Origin of the sequence: Bradyrhizobium sp. A11 (genome assembly GCF_042077125.1) — a bacterium.
GTDB classification, from domain to species: domain Bacteria; phylum Pseudomonadota; class Alphaproteobacteria; order Rhizobiales; family Xanthobacteraceae; genus Bradyrhizobium; species Bradyrhizobium japonicum_B.
Genome location: NZ_CP149509.1, coordinates 1,678,697 through 1,693,681 on the forward strand (window position 1 = coordinate 1,678,697; position 14,985 = coordinate 1,693,681).

16 protein-coding genes and 1 pseudogene are annotated in these 14,985 nt (G+C 60.8%); 8 read left to right on the forward strand and 9 right to left on the reverse strand.

From position 1 onward, the window contains the following. Positions 1-7 precede the first annotated feature (7 nt). The 5 genes from WI560_RS07805 to WI560_RS07825 form a co-directional block, all read right to left on the reverse strand. Positions 8-466, reverse strand: coding sequence for a MaoC family dehydratase (locus WI560_RS07805; protein WP_375307521.1), 459 nt, complete (start codon positions 464-466; stop codon positions 8-10). A gap of 14 nt (positions 467-480) precedes the next feature. After that, entirely contained in the window at positions 481-1,131 is a 651-nt protein-coding gene (locus WI560_RS07810) for a 3-oxoacid CoA-transferase subunit B (RefSeq protein WP_375307522.1), read from the reverse strand. 4 nt (positions 1,132-1,135) lie between these two features. Beyond that, positions 1,136-1,789 (reverse strand): CoA transferase subunit A, encoded by a 654-nt coding sequence (locus WI560_RS07815; RefSeq protein WP_375307523.1) that lies wholly within the window; start codon positions 1,787-1,789, stop codon positions 1,136-1,138. 66 nt (positions 1,790-1,855) lie between these two features. Beyond that, positions 1,856-2,470, reverse strand: coding sequence for a hypothetical protein (locus WI560_RS07820; protein WP_375307524.1), 615 nt, complete (start codon positions 2,468-2,470; stop codon positions 1,856-1,858). Beyond that, positions 2,467-3,393 (reverse strand): alpha/beta fold hydrolase, encoded by a 927-nt coding sequence (locus WI560_RS07825; RefSeq protein WP_375307525.1) that lies wholly within the window; start codon positions 3,391-3,393, stop codon positions 2,467-2,469. The genes WI560_RS07820 and WI560_RS07825 overlap by 4 nt, the downstream gene beginning before the upstream one ends. Before the next feature lie 132 nt (positions 3,394-3,525). On the opposite strand from WI560_RS07825, the gene WI560_RS07830 reads away from it, so the two are divergent. From WI560_RS07830 to WI560_RS07845, 4 genes are read left to right on the forward strand one after another with little or no spacing between them, the layout of a single operon-like run. Beyond that, the gene (locus tag WI560_RS07830) at positions 3,526-6,033 is read left to right on the forward strand and encodes an alpha/beta hydrolase (RefSeq protein WP_375307526.1); all 2,508 of its coding nucleotides are present in this window, start codon (positions 3,526-3,528) and stop codon (positions 6,031-6,033) included. A gap of 10 nt (positions 6,034-6,043) precedes the next feature. Next, complete coding sequence (locus WI560_RS07835; RefSeq protein WP_375307527.1) at positions 6,044-6,907, forward strand: alpha/beta fold hydrolase; 864 nt, start codon at positions 6,044-6,046, stop codon at positions 6,905-6,907. A 38-nt stretch (positions 6,908-6,945) separates the two neighbouring features. After that, entirely contained in the window at positions 6,946-7,122 is a 177-nt protein-coding gene (locus WI560_RS07840) for a hypothetical protein (protein WP_375307528.1), read from the forward strand. A 15-nt stretch (positions 7,123-7,137) separates the two neighbouring features. Then, the gene (locus WI560_RS07845) at positions 7,138-7,593 is read left to right on the forward strand and encodes a potassium channel family protein (protein WP_375307529.1); all 456 of its coding nucleotides are present in this window, start codon (positions 7,138-7,140) and stop codon (positions 7,591-7,593) included. Here the strand turns inward: WI560_RS07845 and WI560_RS07850 are convergent. Next, positions 7,574-8,256, reverse strand: a pseudogene (locus WI560_RS07850) (helix-turn-helix domain-containing protein). The gene WI560_RS07845 and the pseudogene WI560_RS07850 sit on opposite strands and share 20 nt — an antisense overlap. Before the next feature lie 320 nt (positions 8,257-8,576). On the opposite strand from WI560_RS07850, the gene WI560_RS07855 reads away from it, so the two are divergent. From WI560_RS07855 to WI560_RS07865, 3 genes are all read left to right on the forward strand, one after another. After that, entirely contained in the window at positions 8,577-9,206 is a 630-nt protein-coding gene (locus tag WI560_RS07855) for a response regulator transcription factor (protein WP_375307530.1), read from the forward strand. A gap of 1,310 nt (positions 9,207-10,516) precedes the next feature. Beyond that, positions 10,517-11,500 carry an AraC family transcriptional regulator gene (locus WI560_RS07860; RefSeq protein WP_375307531.1) on the forward strand — a complete coding sequence of 328 codons (984 nt, stop codon included), beginning with the start codon at positions 10,517-10,519 and terminating at the stop codon, positions 11,498-11,500. 174 nt (positions 11,501-11,674) lie between these two features. Continuing rightward, complete coding sequence (locus tag WI560_RS07865; protein WP_375307532.1) at positions 11,675-12,001, forward strand: hypothetical protein; 327 nt, start codon at positions 11,675-11,677, stop codon at positions 11,999-12,001. Positions 12,002-12,025: 24 nt separating this feature from the next. On the opposite strand, the gene WI560_RS07870 is transcribed toward WI560_RS07865, so the two are convergent. After that, positions 12,026-12,553, reverse strand: a complete 528-nt coding sequence (locus WI560_RS07870; protein ID WP_375307533.1) for a L,D-transpeptidase — start codon at positions 12,551-12,553, stop codon at positions 12,026-12,028. Between the two features lie 261 nt (positions 12,554-12,814). On the opposite strand from WI560_RS07870, the gene WI560_RS07875 reads away from it, so the two are divergent. Further along, complete coding sequence (locus WI560_RS07875) at positions 12,815-13,480, forward strand: helix-turn-helix domain-containing protein (protein WP_375307534.1); 666 nt, start codon at positions 12,815-12,817, stop codon at positions 13,478-13,480. 16 nt (positions 13,481-13,496) lie between these two features. Here WI560_RS07875 and WI560_RS07880 read toward each other — a convergent pair whose 3' ends face one another. Together WI560_RS07880 and WI560_RS07885 are read right to left on the reverse strand one after the other, a co-directional pair. Beyond that, positions 13,497-14,069: an invasion associated locus B family protein gene (locus WI560_RS07880; RefSeq protein ID WP_375307535.1), complete on the reverse strand. Its 573-nt coding sequence runs from the start codon at positions 14,067-14,069 to the stop codon at positions 13,497-13,499. 28 nt (positions 14,070-14,097) lie between these two features. Then, on the reverse strand, positions 14,098-14,985 hold the full coding sequence (locus WI560_RS07885) for an alpha/beta hydrolase family protein (RefSeq protein WP_375307536.1): 888 nt from the start codon (positions 14,983-14,985) through the stop codon (positions 14,098-14,100).

Here is a 14,985-nt window from a genome sequence, read left to right on the forward strand (position 1 = left end):
CGAGCGCTTACCGATAGTGCAGCGCGATCAGCTCGGCGACACAGGCCGGCTTCGTGCCGCCTTCGATCTCGATCACGAGATGGTAGTTCACGCGCAAGCCGTCGGGAGGCACATCCTCGGCTTCGGCAACGGTCACGCGTCCTCGCAGTCTGGATCCTGCCGGCACGGGTGCCAGGTAGCGGATCCGGTCCGCGCCATAGTTGAGTGTATTGCGCAAGCCCTTCAGGCCGATCACCGATCGGATGAAGAGGGGTGCGAGCGCTAGCGACAGCAGCCCGTGGGCGATCGTTTTGCCACCCGGCATCTCTTTCCTGGCGCGCTCCTGGTCGACGTGAATCCACTGCTCGTCGCAGGTCGCTTCTGCAAACTGGTTGATCCGTTCCTGGGTGATCTCAATCCAATCGCTCACCCCGATCTCGTTGCCGACGGCTGCCTTGATCTCTTTGAAATCGCTGAATACGCGCATACTGTCTCACCCGCTCATATCTTCATTTCGGGAACGCGGTCACCGATAGCCAGCTCAGCCTCCGTGACGGCCATGACCTCGCCGACGCTAATACCGGGAGCAGTCTCGAGCAGAGTGGCTTTGCCATCGGGAAAGCCGATCACTGCGAGATCGGTGACCACGAGGCTCACCGGCCGGCCCGACGTCAGCGGCAGGTTGCACTGCTTGACGATCTTCGACTTGCCTTTCGCCGCATGCTGCATGGCGACGATGACCCGTTTGGCGCCGCTCACCAGATCCATGGCACCGCCCATGCCGGGGACCATCTTGCCGGGGATCATCCAATTGGCGAGGTGACCGCCTGCGTCGACCTGCAGGCCGCCGAGCACGGTGACATCGACATGGCCGCCGCGGATCAATGCAAAGGACATTGCGCTGTCGAACGTGCTCGCGCCCGGCAGCGCGCTGATCGGCTTTCCACCGGCATCTGTGAGCAGCGGGTGCTCCAGCCCCTGCTCGGGAATGGGCCCGGTGCCGATCAGCCCGTTCTCGGACTGGAAGAACACCTTCAGATCGGGCGAGACATAATTGGCGACGAGCGTTGGAATGCCGATGCCGAGATTGACGAGGTTGCCCGGCTTAAGCTCCTGCGCAACACGGCGAGCGATGATCTCCTGTGCGTCCATGACCTCACCCGTTCGCGTTGGTGATGAGATAGTCGACCAGCGGTGCCGGTGTCACGACGTGGTCGGGCGCGATGACGCCAACGGGCACGATGTGCTCCGCGGTCACGATCACGGTATCGGCCGCCATGGCCATCACCGGATTGAAATTCCGGGAGGTCAACGCATAGGAGAGATTGCCGAGGTAGTCGGCGAGGAAGGCGTGCACCAGCGCGAACTGCGCGCGCAGCGCGGTTTCGAGCAGATAAGGCCTGCCGTCCACCTCGATCTGGCGCTTGCCTTCCGCGACGAGCGTGCCGACACCGGTCGGCGTGAGCACACCGCCCAAGCCGCTGCCGCCGGCGCGGATACGCTCGGCGAAAGTACCTTGTGGAATCAGATCGACCGCGACCTGGTTCGTCAGCATTTGCTGCTGCGCCTTCGGATTGAGACCGATGTGGGTGGCGGTCAATCGCGACACCAGCGTTGCGTCAAACAGCTTGCCGACTCCTTTGCCCGGCGTGGCCGCGTCGTTGCAGATGATCGTGAGATCGTTCTTCTTCTGTCGGACCAGTTCGTCGAGCAAACGTTCCGGCGTCCCGACGCCCATGAAGCCGCCGACCATGACGCTCGCGCCGGCCGGGATCATCGCGACGGCTTCTTCGACGGATACGGCCCTCATGGTGAAACTCCGATCGGTTCGTCCGCCGAATGTTGGCGGGCGGTGCGCGCAATCCCTTGATTTGGGTCAAGCCTTCGCGTCATTCTGGTTGCGCGAAGTCATGCCGATACTCTCCAGCATCTCGTGCCATAGCTTGCGCACCTCGGCGTGGCGCCGCTCGAGCGCGTCGCTTACGGCGTCGCGAAACGGCACGAGGCTTTCGCCTTTCAGGAACATAATTTGCGCCTGCAGCAGCCGGCCGCTCTCGAACTCGACGCGCCGGAGTGCCATCGCGAAGGGATCGTTCGGATTCGCCTCCACCGGAAGCAGCGCCGCCGGCCTGATGCCGGCGTGAACGGCGTGGGCGAGGGTCGCAAGATCCACGGCAAGCGCCAGGGTTGGATCTGGAATGCCCGCCGCCGGTGCGGGAAACCAGGCGGTCTCCCAGGCGGCAGCCAGATAGAAGAGGGCGAGGTCCGGTGTCCATTTCGTTGCACGAAGCAGCAGAGAAACGATCTCCGACTCGTTGTAGAACTGCGCGTTCAGTTCGGTTTGCCAGGCTGATTCCAGCCTCGGCGGCAAGGCGAGAGCGAAGCGACGCCCCAGCGCACCATGGGCTGAAATCAGGAAGCTCGCGACGCGGGTCTGCTGCCGGGCAGGCACGCGGCCATCGGAATCAAGCGGACCAAAGAAGGCGCTCATGCGGCCGCTCCCTTGACCGGGATCGCGCGCAGATGATCGTAGCCCGCGGGAAACGGCATGAGTTCGCCGCCGGCCTCGTCCGGGGCGATCCAGACCGACTTGTTGCCCTGCCAGCGTCCGGCCATCACGTCATCCGCGAATCGCGCAAGCAAATCGGCCGTCAGCGCCGGCTTCTCCAGCGTGAAGGCATGATAGGCCCGGGGGATGATGACCAGGCTGCTGTCGGGAATTTGAACGCGCAGCGTCTCGTGCAGCGCGCGTGGCGTGAGGAAGTCGAACTCGCCGTTCAGGATCATTGTGGGCATGCCGATCGACGGCAGTTGCGCCGTCAGCGGCTGGAAGTCGAGGAAGGATTCCATCAGGTTCTGCAAGGCGTAAACATCGTTCACGAGCCAGCCCTGCCGCTTCACGCTGTCGAGCTTGGCCAGCACCGGCGCCAGCCAATGGTCGGAGACATTCATCGGCAGCAGCAGATCCTGCAGGTAGCTGGTGCCGCCAAGGATCAGGCCGGTGCGCAGCGCATTGCCGAGCAGGAAGAGTTGCGGGGGCAGCTCGGCAAAGCAGCTCATCGGGACCAGCCCGGACAATCGGTCGCCATGTGCGATGGCGTAGCGCAGCGCGATCAGACCGCCGAAGCTGATCCCGCTCAGGAACACGGGCCCGCTGCCGAGCTCCTGGATCAGGAGGTGCAAAGCCGTAACCTGATCGTCCTGACTGATGAAGAGCGTTGGCTTGTCGGACTCGCCCTGGCCGAGCAGATCGAACGTTGCGACGCGGAAACCGCGAGCGATGAGCGCATCGCGATAGGCGGTCCACAGCTCGGCATACTGCGTCAGGCCGTTGACCAGCACATAGGCCGGCGCGCCGGCAGGGCCGTCAAGCTCGTAGCGGATCCGATACGAGCCGTGGCTGAGGAAAGGCATTGCGGCGATCCCGCGGGCAACTTGATGCCGAAGCATCCTCGTTCAGAACTTCCGCAATCCATTGAGTTAAGTCAAAGGATGCCGCGCGGCGCCTCTTAGCGTCCGATCAAGCAATCGCCGGAGGAAATCGCCATGAAAGGGAGCGAGGCCATGCGTCGCCTTCTCGTGAGTGCAGTGTTGCTGCTGATCGGCACCTCGCTCGCGCTTGCGCAGCCGTTCACGCGCCGCTCGTCGCAGATGCAGCACGACGAACTGAAGAAGAGCTACGAAATTGCGAACTTCCGCCTCGGCGGCAAGTACGACCTTTCCGATCCCTCGAAATGGGAGAATGGCGGAGAAGGCGGCGTCACGCTTGAATCGCTGGGCGCGGGCAAGCTGCGGGCCGCCTACATCGCGATCGGCAATGCCCGCCGCAACGCGGCCGGCGAGATCACCAATGCGGTGATCGTCAATTCCTACTATTCCGGCGACTCGACCGACATGTACGAGCAGTGGGTCAAGGGCGCTGCCTTGTCGGGTGGTGTGCCCATCATCGGTCCGGGCCGGCCGATCGATACCGATCGCTATTATGTCGTCATGGTGGATCCGCTCGGCACCTGGGGCGCAAGCAAGCCGTCCGACGGTCTTGGGATCAAGTTTCCGCAATATAGCTATTACGACATGGTGCAAGCCAACTACCGCATGCTGCGCGATGGCCTGAAGATCGCTCGCGCTGCGCTGATCACCGGCGTTTCCATGGGCGGCACTCAGACCTACGTCTGGGGCGTGATGCATCCGGAGTTCATCGGGGCGCTGATGCCGATCGGCGGCACCACGCAGTCGGACGGCGATGATCCCGTCGGCAACTGGACCTTCCAGATGATGACGGCGGCGATCCAGTCGGATCCGGTGTGGCAGCAGACCAGGGGTGACTATTACAAGCTGCCCAAGGAGAAGCACCCTGTTCCGGGCCTGGCGTTCGGCTGGTCGATCCTCGGCATGACCGGCTACGACTTCGCCTTCCGCACGAGCCAGAACTGGAGTGCAGTGCAGCCCGAAATCTTCTACTGGGATCCGCCGAACGAGAAGGCGGGGCTGAGCGTCATCAACCGTGCCAAGCTCTACGACGCCGTCGATCTCGTCTGGCGCAATCGGGTCGGCGAGACCCACAACGTCAATCCCTATCTCGGCCGCGTTCGCGCGCGGACGCTGGTGATGCACATCACCAACGACCTTTGGCTGAACTTCAAGCTGGCCGAGAAGGCAGTTGACCGGGTCCCCGGCGCAGACCTCATCGCCCAGGAAAGCCCGGTTGCGCACTACGGTGTGTTCCCGATCATCAACCAGCGCAAGAACGATCCGAAGTTCGTCTCCTTCATGGATGACGTGGCTGCGCTGGATCGCGCGCAGACGTTCGACGACAAGAACTATCGCGTGCCCGGCGTGGCCGAGAACATCGATCCGAACAAGTCCTTCTGGAAGGATTTCGTGACCTACCCCTATCCGGTCAAGTACGCCAACGCGAAGGACAAGAGCGGCAACTCCTGGCAGATCGGCTACATGGACGAATATGCCGGCACCGACAAGGATCCGAAGGTGCTGGTCATCATCCATGGCAAGGGCGCCTTCGCCGGACACTACGGCAACGTCATGCAATATGCCCTGCGCAGCGGTGTGCGTGTGATCGCGCCCGATCTGCCGCACTACGGCATGTCCGGACCAGGCAATCTCGACAAGAGCCCGGCGCGCACCATGCAGGACATGCGGGAGGTCATCTACGACCTCGTGGTCAACCAACTCGGGGTCAAGAAGGCATACTATCTCGGCCATTCGCTGGGCGGCCAGTTTGTGATGGGTTACGCCCTGACCTGGCCGGACGCCGTGCAGGGTCTCGCGCTTGAGGCCCCCTCTGGGCTTGAGGAGTATCCACGCGACATCACCATCGCCAAGGACAAGAAGGCGAGGCTGTTCGATCAAGCCTTTGACCACGACTTCGACAAGTGGAAGGCAACCTGGGGCCCGACCGGGATTCTCGACGCCGAGATGAAACGTTCGGAGCAGAATGTCCGCGACTTCTTCTACTTCAAGAAGCGCGATCCCGAGACAAACGTGGTCTCGGCCTCCAAGAGCGGCTACTTCTTCAGCGACAGCGAATATGCCCGCCTTCACACCGAGCAGCGCGTCGGCTTGATCAAAGGCAATCCGAAAGAGCTCGAACAGTGGTGCAACGTCTTCATCTATGACATCTACACCATCGGCGCCGAGCTGCAGCAGGACAATCCGAAGAACCTCTACGAGCGGCTGACCCAAATCAAGGCACCGATCTTCCTCTCGTTCGGCGACAAGGAGCCGTTCATCCCGACACCCGCCTTCAACGGGCTGACGGACCTCGGTCGCGATGCGATCACGCCGTTCATGTCGCGCATGACGAATGCCGGCAACCGGCCGCTTCTGAAGGTCTATCCGGAGACCGGGCACTTCATCCATACCGATAATCCGGTGGAATTCCCGGCCGACGTCGTGGACTTCGTGACGAGGGGAGCAGTCGATACCTCGTCACCGCTCGGCACGGACCGGATGATAAAGGGTGCCGTGATCTCTGCGTTGCCGGTAGCGCCGACGCCTCCGGGCGCAGCGCCCACTGCCGGCCTGAACAAGTAGGGCCGGGACCATGTCAAGAGTGCAGGCGGGCGAGGTCCAGTTGGGCTGGCGGGAGTGGGGGGGAGGCGACGTCACCGTCGTCTTCCTCCACGGCAATCTCGCCAGCAAGGACTGGATCGAGCTCGCCGCACCGCTGTTTCCCTCGGGGCTGCGCGTGATCGGCATCGACTGGCGCGGTTGCGGCGATAGCGACCGGCCAAAGCCGCTCGAGGATTATTCCAATTACGCCATGCAGCAGCATGCGCAGGATATGCTCGCCGCCCTCGATGCGCTCGGCATCCGGTTCTGCCACCTCGCCACCCACTCCACTGGAGGCATCATCGGCGCGCGGATGTTGCTGATGCAGCCGCAACGGTTCGGGCGGGTGTTCGCGCTCGATCCGATTACGCCGCTGGGCATGGCCTTCAGCGCCGCTCAGATCGACGTCTTTCGCGCGATGATGGCGAGCAAGGAGGTGACGCGGGCGGTGATGGCGACTGCGGCATCCTCACTGTTCGTGCCTGAGAGCCTTGCGCCGCATTCGGTACCGCGGTTTCGGGAGGGGCTTGGAGATATCCAACGCTTGTTCGAGCGTATCCTCGAGCAGACCTTCAGCGTCTCCGAGGGTATTTGGATCGGCACGCCCGTCAATCTCAATCGGGAGTGGGAAAGCAAGGAACTGGAGCGTCGAATGGCCGAAATCCGGCATCCGCACCTGGTGCTGTGGGGAGAGCGGGACGGGTGGATCCCGCCTTCGGATCTGCGAGCGATGGCGGCGGCGATGCCGGACTGCCGGTTGGTGATCGTGCCCGGTGTCGGGCATTCGATGAACCTCGAAAATCCGGCGCTGTATGCCGGCTATTTCGGTGCCTGGTTCGGAGGACTAGCGAGATAGCAGCATCGCTATCGGCACATCAGGACGAGGACAGTATCATGGCTGGCACGACCAAGCTCTCGGTTGAGAAGGCGCTCGAAAAGCTGCGCCGCGACGAACTGCAGAAGACCGGGACGGAGCAGCGCGACGAGAAGACCGAAGCGCTCCACAAAGAGATCAAGCGCATGAGAGCACAAAGGCAGCGCCTCGACCCGACCTCGCGCAAGCGCAGTTGAGCTCGTTCGGCTCGGATGACAGTCCAATTCCTGGCTGGCGGTCTCGTCAGCGCGATCAATATCATGATCCATGCGATTGTGACGGTCGGTGCAATCAGCATCGCTCGGGCCGCCGGGTTGAGGCATACCCACCGACCGAGGCTGCACCTGATGGCCGTCATGGTGGCGACGGCAGCGGTGCTCATGCTCGCGCACACGCTAGAAATCCTGGTTTGGGCACTCGCCTACCTGATCCTTGGCGCTGCGCCGCCGGAATCCGATCGGCTCTATTTTGCGTTCGTCAACTACACCACCCTGGGCTACGGCGATATCACGCCCGTTCAAGCATGGCGTTTGACCGGGCCGATGACCGCCATGAACGGCATTCTTCTGTTCGGCTGGTCGACCGCCGTGTTGTTCGAAGTCTTGCGCAAGACGCTGGAGCATCTCGCCGCGATCGGCGCCGGCGGCTTCAGCTCTGCAGATCGATAGTGGCAAGCTTCTGGCGGTCGGACAGCACAATCTGGCGCTGTGTGTTGCCGACAAAATCGATAATGCCGAACTCGTGAAGTCGCGACAGGGCGCGAGACACCGTCTCCAGCGTCAGACCAAGATAGTCAGCGATATCGCGCCGCGACATCGGCAGCGCTATCACGTCGGTTCTGGTCAGTCGCTGATCCATCTCCAGGATGAAGCGGCGACACGTTCCAGCGACGTCTTGCGGCCCAGCAGCAGCATGTGATCTTCGGCGTGCTGCAGGTTGCTCGTCGTCATGTTGAGCAGGTTGTTGGCAACGACCGGATCGCTGTCGGCCACCAGCTCCAGCGTTTGCCTGCGGATCAGCCGGACGGTGGTGTCCACGATCGCCTCAGCGGTGAAGCGGTGCAAACTGCCGTTTTCCAGTCCGAAGATATCGCCAGCGAGGTGAAACGCGCCGATCTGTCGCCGTCCGTCCGATAGAAGCTTGTAACTTCGCACCGCACCCATCTTGACCTGATACACGTAATCGGCGGCCTCTTTCTCGCCGTAGATCTCGGTACCTTTCCTGTAAGTGAATTCGCTCAAACTGACGGTCGGATTCGAGCCGCTGGTCATTCCCAGGTCGTGAAGAGAATTGGGGCGGCGCGTGGGATCGGTTGTGATGCGCACAAACATGGCCAACTCCTCAACGGATTGCTGAATAGTCTCAGATCAGAATTCCATTGCTAGGAATGCGCCGCGCTATCCCACTCCCGCCGGGGTTGATTTACGACTAAAGAGGATATTCCCGTCCATTGTCTCCAGGGACAGTGTACCTTGGGACAAGGTCCAAGGGCGTTCGCGGCATGAGACGGTCGACAAGTGATCCGCACGACGTGAAGCGACGTTTCGATTTGAAGTGTTCTTGCCAAGAATTTGCCTTCTGTTTTAAGCCTTGAGCTGGCGTGCCGCGCAAAACGGCGCCCTGCAAAAGATACGGCGGCTAAGAGGTGAAATTGCCCGGCCTTGTTCATGTGGTAGACGACGACGCATCGTTTCGCACGGCAATAGAGCGTCGGCTGCGACTGGCAGGCTACGCCGTGGCCGTCCATTCATCGGCGAAGGAGTTGCTCGATCACCTCCCAAGCGGAGAGGAACCCGCTTGCGTCATACTCGACGTGAAGATGCCGGGCCTGAGCGGTCCTGACCTGCAAAACCGGTTGAACGAGCTTGGTTTGGCGTTGCCGATCATCTTTGTCACCGGTTACGCTGACACAGCAACGACCGTGCGCACCATCAAGGCCGGTGCCGAGGATTTCCTGACGAAGCCGGTGTCATCAGAACAGTTGATCGACGCCATAGAGCGTGCCCTGGCGCGGCACAATGCCGCACAGAGCCAGCAAAGTAAGCTCAGCTCGTTTCGGACTCACCTATCATCGCTGACACCGCGCGAGCGGCAAGTGTTCGACCTCGTCGTGCGCGGCAAGATCAACAAGCAGATCGCTCACGAACTCGGCACGACGGAGCGAACGATCAAGGCGCATCGCCACCAGGTCATGGAGAAAATGCGGGTCCATTCGTTCGCGGAACTCGTGGCGATCGCGGAGCGATTTGGGTTGATCGATGCGAACGCTCCTAAAGACTAAGGGGCGCACCTGCCAATTGACGTTCTGTTGATCTTTGTCAACGATCCAGCGCCGGGATGAATTCAGCTTAGGCTCGATCACCAACAAATTGGGAGAAGCGAGCATGACGGGAATTGCCAAGCGTCTTGGACTGATCGCGGCTGCATCGATCTTCGTGACAGCGCCGGTGTCGAACCAGCCATCATCGACAAGTCTGATCACCGCATAATGAATATGCCTCACTTCGTGCCGTTTGTAGTTTCGAAACAGGAGGTGCTCATGAAGGTGCCGTCCAAGTTCTTCAGACCGGCCACCCTCGGCGCAATGGCGTTGAGTGGGTCATTGGCCATTCTGGCTGTCTCGGTCAGCAGTGGTCCGGCAGCCGCGGTGGTGTATTGCCAGTACGTCGACTATCCGCCGAGTTGCGTCGCCAGACCGGGTGTCGTGCTCAGGCCGCGACCGGTCGCGCGTGCAGCCGCCCGCGAAGCGGTACGGCCCGGAACACCAATGAATCGCGGCGGCCCGGTGAACCGGGTTGGGCGACGCTGAATTCGATGGTCGAGACGCGGGACGACAGAGCCTCGGTTCGCGCCGGGCTCTGCTTAACCGATCAACGGCGAGCTTGAGGAGAAATGCTCAGAGCTATGTGGAAACTGCACCACGTTGTGCATGACGAAACTCAAACTGCGGGATCAGGTTATCAAATATCTCGCGGTCCTGATGAGCTCGATCCGTTGGGATGGTTCGGGAAGCTTAGCCAGCTCTGCCGCAAGTAAGGCGATTAGATCGCCTCGTCTTTCCGGGCGGACTTCCCTGCTCAAGAGTTCTCTGAGCTGATGGACGTTTTGAGTAGCCTGGAAGCTAGTATCCATCGCAGACGTCCGCCGCTTCGTTGTGGCTCTCCAAGACGCTAAGCGACCTTGCGCTATAGGCGAACAGCCATCTTGGATCGAATCCTGCAAAGTGTGCTCAAATTGTGCAGCTGGGGTTCTATTGAGCAATTTGCGACCGAGGCCGAGAAAGAAATGGACCGCCAAACTGTGGTTTGACGGTCAGTTCTTCGCTCGCTGCAGCTTTGGGGGGCCATGGGGCGGCGGCCATGAGCGGCTGCTACGCACGAAGGACCTAATATAGACAGGTAATAAAAGCTGGTCGGTTTGGTGGCTCAACGTCAGCCTTACTCACCAAATGCGCCGGCCGCAACCGCTCCCCTTAGCCAAGTTCTGCAAACATTGCTCAATTTCGGCAGGAGGGCAAAGCTTGATCCAGATCAGTACTTAAGCCCTGCTTGAAACAAGAATTATAGGTGATTTGGCTTCGAGATTTTTCAAATGGACGAAATCGACTATCCGCTTAGCCGATCTCCTGTTGTCCGCACCCGTGATCCGGAGGAGATGAGAAACGCGCTGCATACGGTTTACGGTGCAACCGGATTTGCTGTCGCGAATTCAGCCGATTTCGAAGGGGTTGCGAACTATCTGGTATTGCCCAATATCGGGCTCGGCTTTTGCGGATACGCTGCCAAGACGGTCGTCGAATTTCCCGAGGGCGATTTCGCAAGGCTGCAAGTCGGCCTCAGGGGAAAAGCCGGCCTCGTGTTAGGCGCCGGGACGACGCTGCCGGTCGACGAGGAGAAGTGCGGCATCACGCCGCCGGGGCAACCGACAACTATCATATTCGAGCCCGGATTCGAGCAACTCGTCCTTCGCATAAAGACCACCGCGCTGGAGAAAGCGTTAACAGCACTTCTTGGCGCACCACCGCGTGGGACGCTGCTATTCGACGCGACTGCCCCGCCGAAGCAGCCTATTGCCCAGCTGTTACGCCAGTTGACTTTGCTTCTGGCTGACCAGCTAAATTCAACTGCGGCGCAGCTACCCAGGCCGACACTGCTCGAACTCGAGCAAGCGCTTATCATGACGTTCCTCTCGGCTCAGAGACACAACTACACTGACGTTCTGGACAGCCCCGCCACGGAGCCGGCACCGCTCGTGGTTCGGTCGGCCGAAGAGTACATCGAGGCAAATTGGGCCCGTGCCATTGTCGCCGAGGAGTTAGCAACTCAAACGAACACCAGCGTTCGCAGCCTCTACGCAGCTTTCAGGAAGTACCGCGGGTATTCGCCGATGCAATTTGCGAAGTCCGTGCGGCTCCGGCGGGCCCGGCAGATGCTGCTCGAAGGAAACCCCAGAACGTCCGTCTCTCAAGTCGCGTTCAAGTGCGGCTTCTCCAATCTAGGTCATTTCGCGAGGGACTTCCGGGAGATGTTCGGAGAACTTCCTTCGCAGATTTTCGCGCGAGCACGGCGAATGTGAGCGTTTAAGGACAGCCCGGCTTTCAGCAGACGGCGTGTTTGAGCCATCCGACAAGGGGCACTCAGGGAAATTACCTAGCTCGCTTTAGATTTGCGCCAGATCAAATTTGCTCTCCCGACCTCGATCTAGCCTTCGCCAATTCGTGCGGCGATGTCCAGAACGGACACCAGTGGAATGAGCAGCATCATGCTTTTCAAGACACTCACGTTGCATTCACTCATCTACATCGCGGGCATGACGACGGCGATGGCCGTTCACCAGGCCATTCCGTTGCCTGACCTCTCGGCGGGACCTCAGGCCTCGCTCGAACAGACCGCAAATCGCTCGGGAAAGAGCGACAGGTTGCCAACGGTGCAACTGAAGCGGAGAGCTCTGGACAAAGTGCCGGTGCGTCTGCAACCGCGAGACCTGTTCAAATCGGGCAAAGCGGATTGCAAGCCTCCCATCGACGTGCCGGGTCGTTGCTTTGCGGAAGCTAAGCCGGTCCAGAGAACGGGCTAAGATTGTTAGCAAAGGTGCTTGGCGTCAGGGCGAGATCTCGATCGTCGTATTCTGGGCTCCGTGAGCCTGGATCAATTCGAACAGCGTTTGGGCCTGGTCGGGCGCCAGCCGGATGCAGCCGTGGGACACGGGACGTCCGAGATTGCGGACTTCAAATGTCCCATGAATTGCATATCCGCCGTGAAAGAAGATCGAATGGGGCATCGGCGTGAAGTCGTAAAGCTTCGAGTAATGCATGCGCTGGAGAGAATAGGGTCGGTATGTGCCGGTGGGAGTGCGGTAGCCTCGCCGCGCCGTTGAGACCGGCCAAGTCGCATACTCGGCTCCGTCGACGCTGACCTGCATCGTCTGGGTGGAGAGCTGAACCCGCACCGTGACGGCTGCGTGAGCGCTTTGGCCGACGAGGCCGAGGAGCAGAAGGACGATCAAGATCAGGAATGAAGGTAATCGCGCTGGCATTTCGTTTCTTTTCAAGCATTCGCGGATTGCGACACAAAGGTGGCGCTCCGACGTGATCAGGCCGATCGCTTGCCAGCATTGAGCACCCGGCAAGGTCGCATCCCCAGAAGTTGCTGCAAGCTAAGTGAGTTTCGGCGTGCGTTGTTGATCCGACGCAAGTCCACTCCCTTGGAGCTTCCTATCGGTTTTTGGCAATCCGGCGCTTCGGAGGTGCTTCGATGCTGAATTGGCAAGCGCGTGGCGGGCCCCTTCCGGGCAAATCGTAGGTGGCCCCTAAAGTTGCTGCAGATCAAGTCCGCCCGGCTGTGCCCAGCCTAGCATTCATGCATTGTTAATTCGGTCGGAGTGTTTCAGATGCTGCTCAGGACCAACACCTCCAGCATCCGTCCGGTTGACGGGCATCTCGCAGCACTCGCCGGCGAGCGCGTGTTCTGCAGTGAATTCAAGTATCGCAGGGGGACGGAAGTCTTCGGCGAAGGCGAGGAGACGGAGTACGTCTACCAGATCATCTCGGGAGCAGTGCGGACCTACAAGCTGCTCGCCGACGGTCGCCGCCAGATCAATTCGTTCCACCTGTCGGGCGACATGTTCGGTCTCGAGAATGGCGCGACGCATCGTTTCACTGCGGAGGCGGTCGTCGAGACTCGGGTCCGCATCACGAGAAGGCGCAGCCTGCTGGAGACAATGCAAAACCGACAATCCGGCGCTTCGAGCTTTCTTGCGCTGGTGACGCGGAATCTTCAGCACGCGGAAAACCACATGCTCCTGCTCGGCCGGAAGACGGCGCTGGAGCGGGTGGCCGCGTTTCTGCTCGAGCTCGACGAGCGGCTCGGCCAACCCAGCGTGCTGGTCCTGCCGATGAGCCGTCGCGACATCGCTGACTATCTCGGATTGACCCTCGAAACGGTCTCGCGCGCGTGCTCCACACTGCGCGACCAGAAGATGCTGAAGTTCGAGGGGGCGACGCAACGCCAGATCGTGCTGCTCGACCGCAAGGGTCTTGCCGAGCACGACGCTTGAGAGCGGGCGTGGCTCGTCACTCCTCGATGTCTTGCTCCAACGTCTGGGCCTGCGGTCCATTGTGAGCGGTGCTGAACTGAGCGAGCGGCAGGGAGGTCGACAACGACAGCAGGTTGGAATCGACGACCTCCAGCGTTAGGATCTTTCCTGCGTCCATCTCCTTGACCAGTTTCGGGCTCGCCACGTCGGCTGCGATGCAGCCGTTGCTGAGGCACCAATTGTAGGGAAACGGATGATATGCGCCGGTGTCCACCTTAAGCTTGGCTGGTATCCGCAGGTACATGCCGACGGGCACGAAGATCTGAAGGCGCGCATTGCCCTTCTCGCGTTCGATCAGATCGATCCGAACCGCCATTTGTCCGGTCTCGAAGGTACCTGAGATCGAGGTTCTGCAAAGCAGCGGGGCGCCGGCGGCCTTGAAGCAGAGTTTCTTCCAGTCGCCGTATCTGATGTCGTTTGCCGTGCGCTGTCCGCGGGGCGCGATCTCCGCAAGGGTGGGCGCTGCGGCGCAGGTCGCCGACAGAAGGACCGCAAGAATGGCCTCGGCCAGATATCCCGGTCGTGCCGTTTTGTGGTGAGGACGCGCCATGTTTCGCACTCCGGGGTTCTCGTGGCGATTATCTGAGCTTGTCGAGAAAACTGGACACGAGAGGCGACCAGATCGGGACCGCATCCGGCGAGCCGATGAAATAATGCCCCTCGTTGCCGAATGGCGGCATCAGGTGATATTCGGCCTTGCCTCCGGCGTTGGTAAAGGCCTGGTGCATCCGCTTCGACAATGCCGGGCCGAAGAATGTGTCGTTTTCGATGTAGATCCACAACATCGGCACCCGCGAGGTGCGGCCGAATTCTCCTGTCGTCTGGACGAGCTTGTCCGGTGCGCAATTGTTGTTCGGCTTGCCGTCGACCCGGCCGCCACGGCCCGCGGCGAAGGTGATGATGGCCTTGACCTGCGGCGGGTTGAGGCTGGAGAGTGCAATTGATACCCATCCGCCGGCAGATTGTCCGACCACGATCGCACCGTCGGGCAGAGCCCGCTTCTCCGCGACCATATAGTCGATGATCCAGAGGTTGGCTTGGGCGACCGCAAGGCCTGGATCGCGGAAATTGGGATTGCTGCATTTGCCGACCTTTGAGAAGAAGGGGCCGTAGATTCCGCGCTCGGGGATGTCGATTGCGGAGGCGCCAAATCCGCTACCAACCGGCGCCACGACGAGATAGCCCCGCCTGGCGAACCATTTGGCCGCGTCGGGAAATTCGACCAGGGGAAACAAGCTGCGCTCGGTCGGGTTGAGCGCCACGCCATGGTTCATGATCACTAGCGGAAAGGGGCCATCGCCGACCGGACGCACCAGATAGGCAAACGTCGGGAGCGGCAACGGCAGGGCCCAAATTTCTTCCTGAATGCGTCGCGGGGCTTGGTCATCGGCATGGGCGATCCCGGCCAAGGTCAGAAGGAGCAGCGCCGCCCGTAACAGCTGTTGGATCAAGGGATGCGAGAGCAT

What these genes read in the sequence shown, in the direction of transcription:
- WI560_RS07875 (WP_375307534.1), top strand. Translation starts at nt 12,815, where the DNA reads ATGCTGCTCAGGACCAACACCTCCAGCATCCGTCCGGTTGACGGGCAT.
- WI560_RS07860 (WP_375307531.1), top strand. Translation starts at nt 10,517, where the DNA reads ATGGACGAAATCGACTATCCGCTTAGCCGATCTCCTGTTGTCCGCACC.
- WI560_RS07830 (WP_375307526.1), top strand. Translation starts at nt 3,526, where the DNA reads ATGAAAGGGAGCGAGGCCATGCGTCGCCTTCTCGTGAGTGCAGTGTTG.
- WI560_RS07835 (WP_375307527.1), top strand. Translation starts at nt 6,044, where the DNA reads ATGTCAAGAGTGCAGGCGGGCGAGGTCCAGTTGGGCTGGCGGGAGTGG.
- WI560_RS07815 (WP_375307523.1), bottom strand. Translation starts at nt 1,789, where the DNA reads ATGAGGGCCGTATCCGTCGAAGAAGCCGTCGCGATGATCCCGGCCGGC.
- WI560_RS07825 (WP_375307525.1), bottom strand. Translation starts at nt 3,393, where the DNA reads ATGCCTTTCCTCAGCCACGGCTCGTATCGGATCCGCTACGAGCTTGAC.
- WI560_RS07865 (WP_375307532.1), top strand. Translation starts at nt 11,675, where the DNA reads ATGAGCAGCATCATGCTTTTCAAGACACTCACGTTGCATTCACTCATC.
- WI560_RS07845 (WP_375307529.1), top strand. Translation starts at nt 7,138, where the DNA reads ATGACAGTCCAATTCCTGGCTGGCGGTCTCGTCAGCGCGATCAATATC.
- WI560_RS07810 (WP_375307522.1), bottom strand. Translation starts at nt 1,131, where the DNA reads ATGGACGCACAGGAGATCATCGCTCGCCGTGTTGCGCAGGAGCTTAAG.
- WI560_RS07885 (WP_375307536.1), bottom strand. Translation starts at nt 14,985, where the DNA reads ATGCTCTCGCATCCCTTGATCCAACAGCTGTTACGGGCGGCGCTGCTC.
- WI560_RS07805 (WP_375307521.1), bottom strand. Translation starts at nt 466, where the DNA reads ATGCGCGTATTCAGCGATTTCAAAGAGATCAAGGCAGCCGTCGGCAAC.
- WI560_RS07880 (WP_375307535.1), bottom strand. Translation starts at nt 14,069, where the DNA reads ATGGCGCGTCCTCACCACAAAACGGCACGACCGGGATATCTGGCCGAG.
- WI560_RS07840 (WP_375307528.1), top strand. Translation starts at nt 6,946, where the DNA reads ATGGCTGGCACGACCAAGCTCTCGGTTGAGAAGGCGCTCGAAAAGCTG.
- WI560_RS07820 (WP_375307524.1), bottom strand. Translation starts at nt 2,470, where the DNA reads ATGAGCGCCTTCTTTGGTCCGCTTGATTCCGATGGCCGCGTGCCTGCC.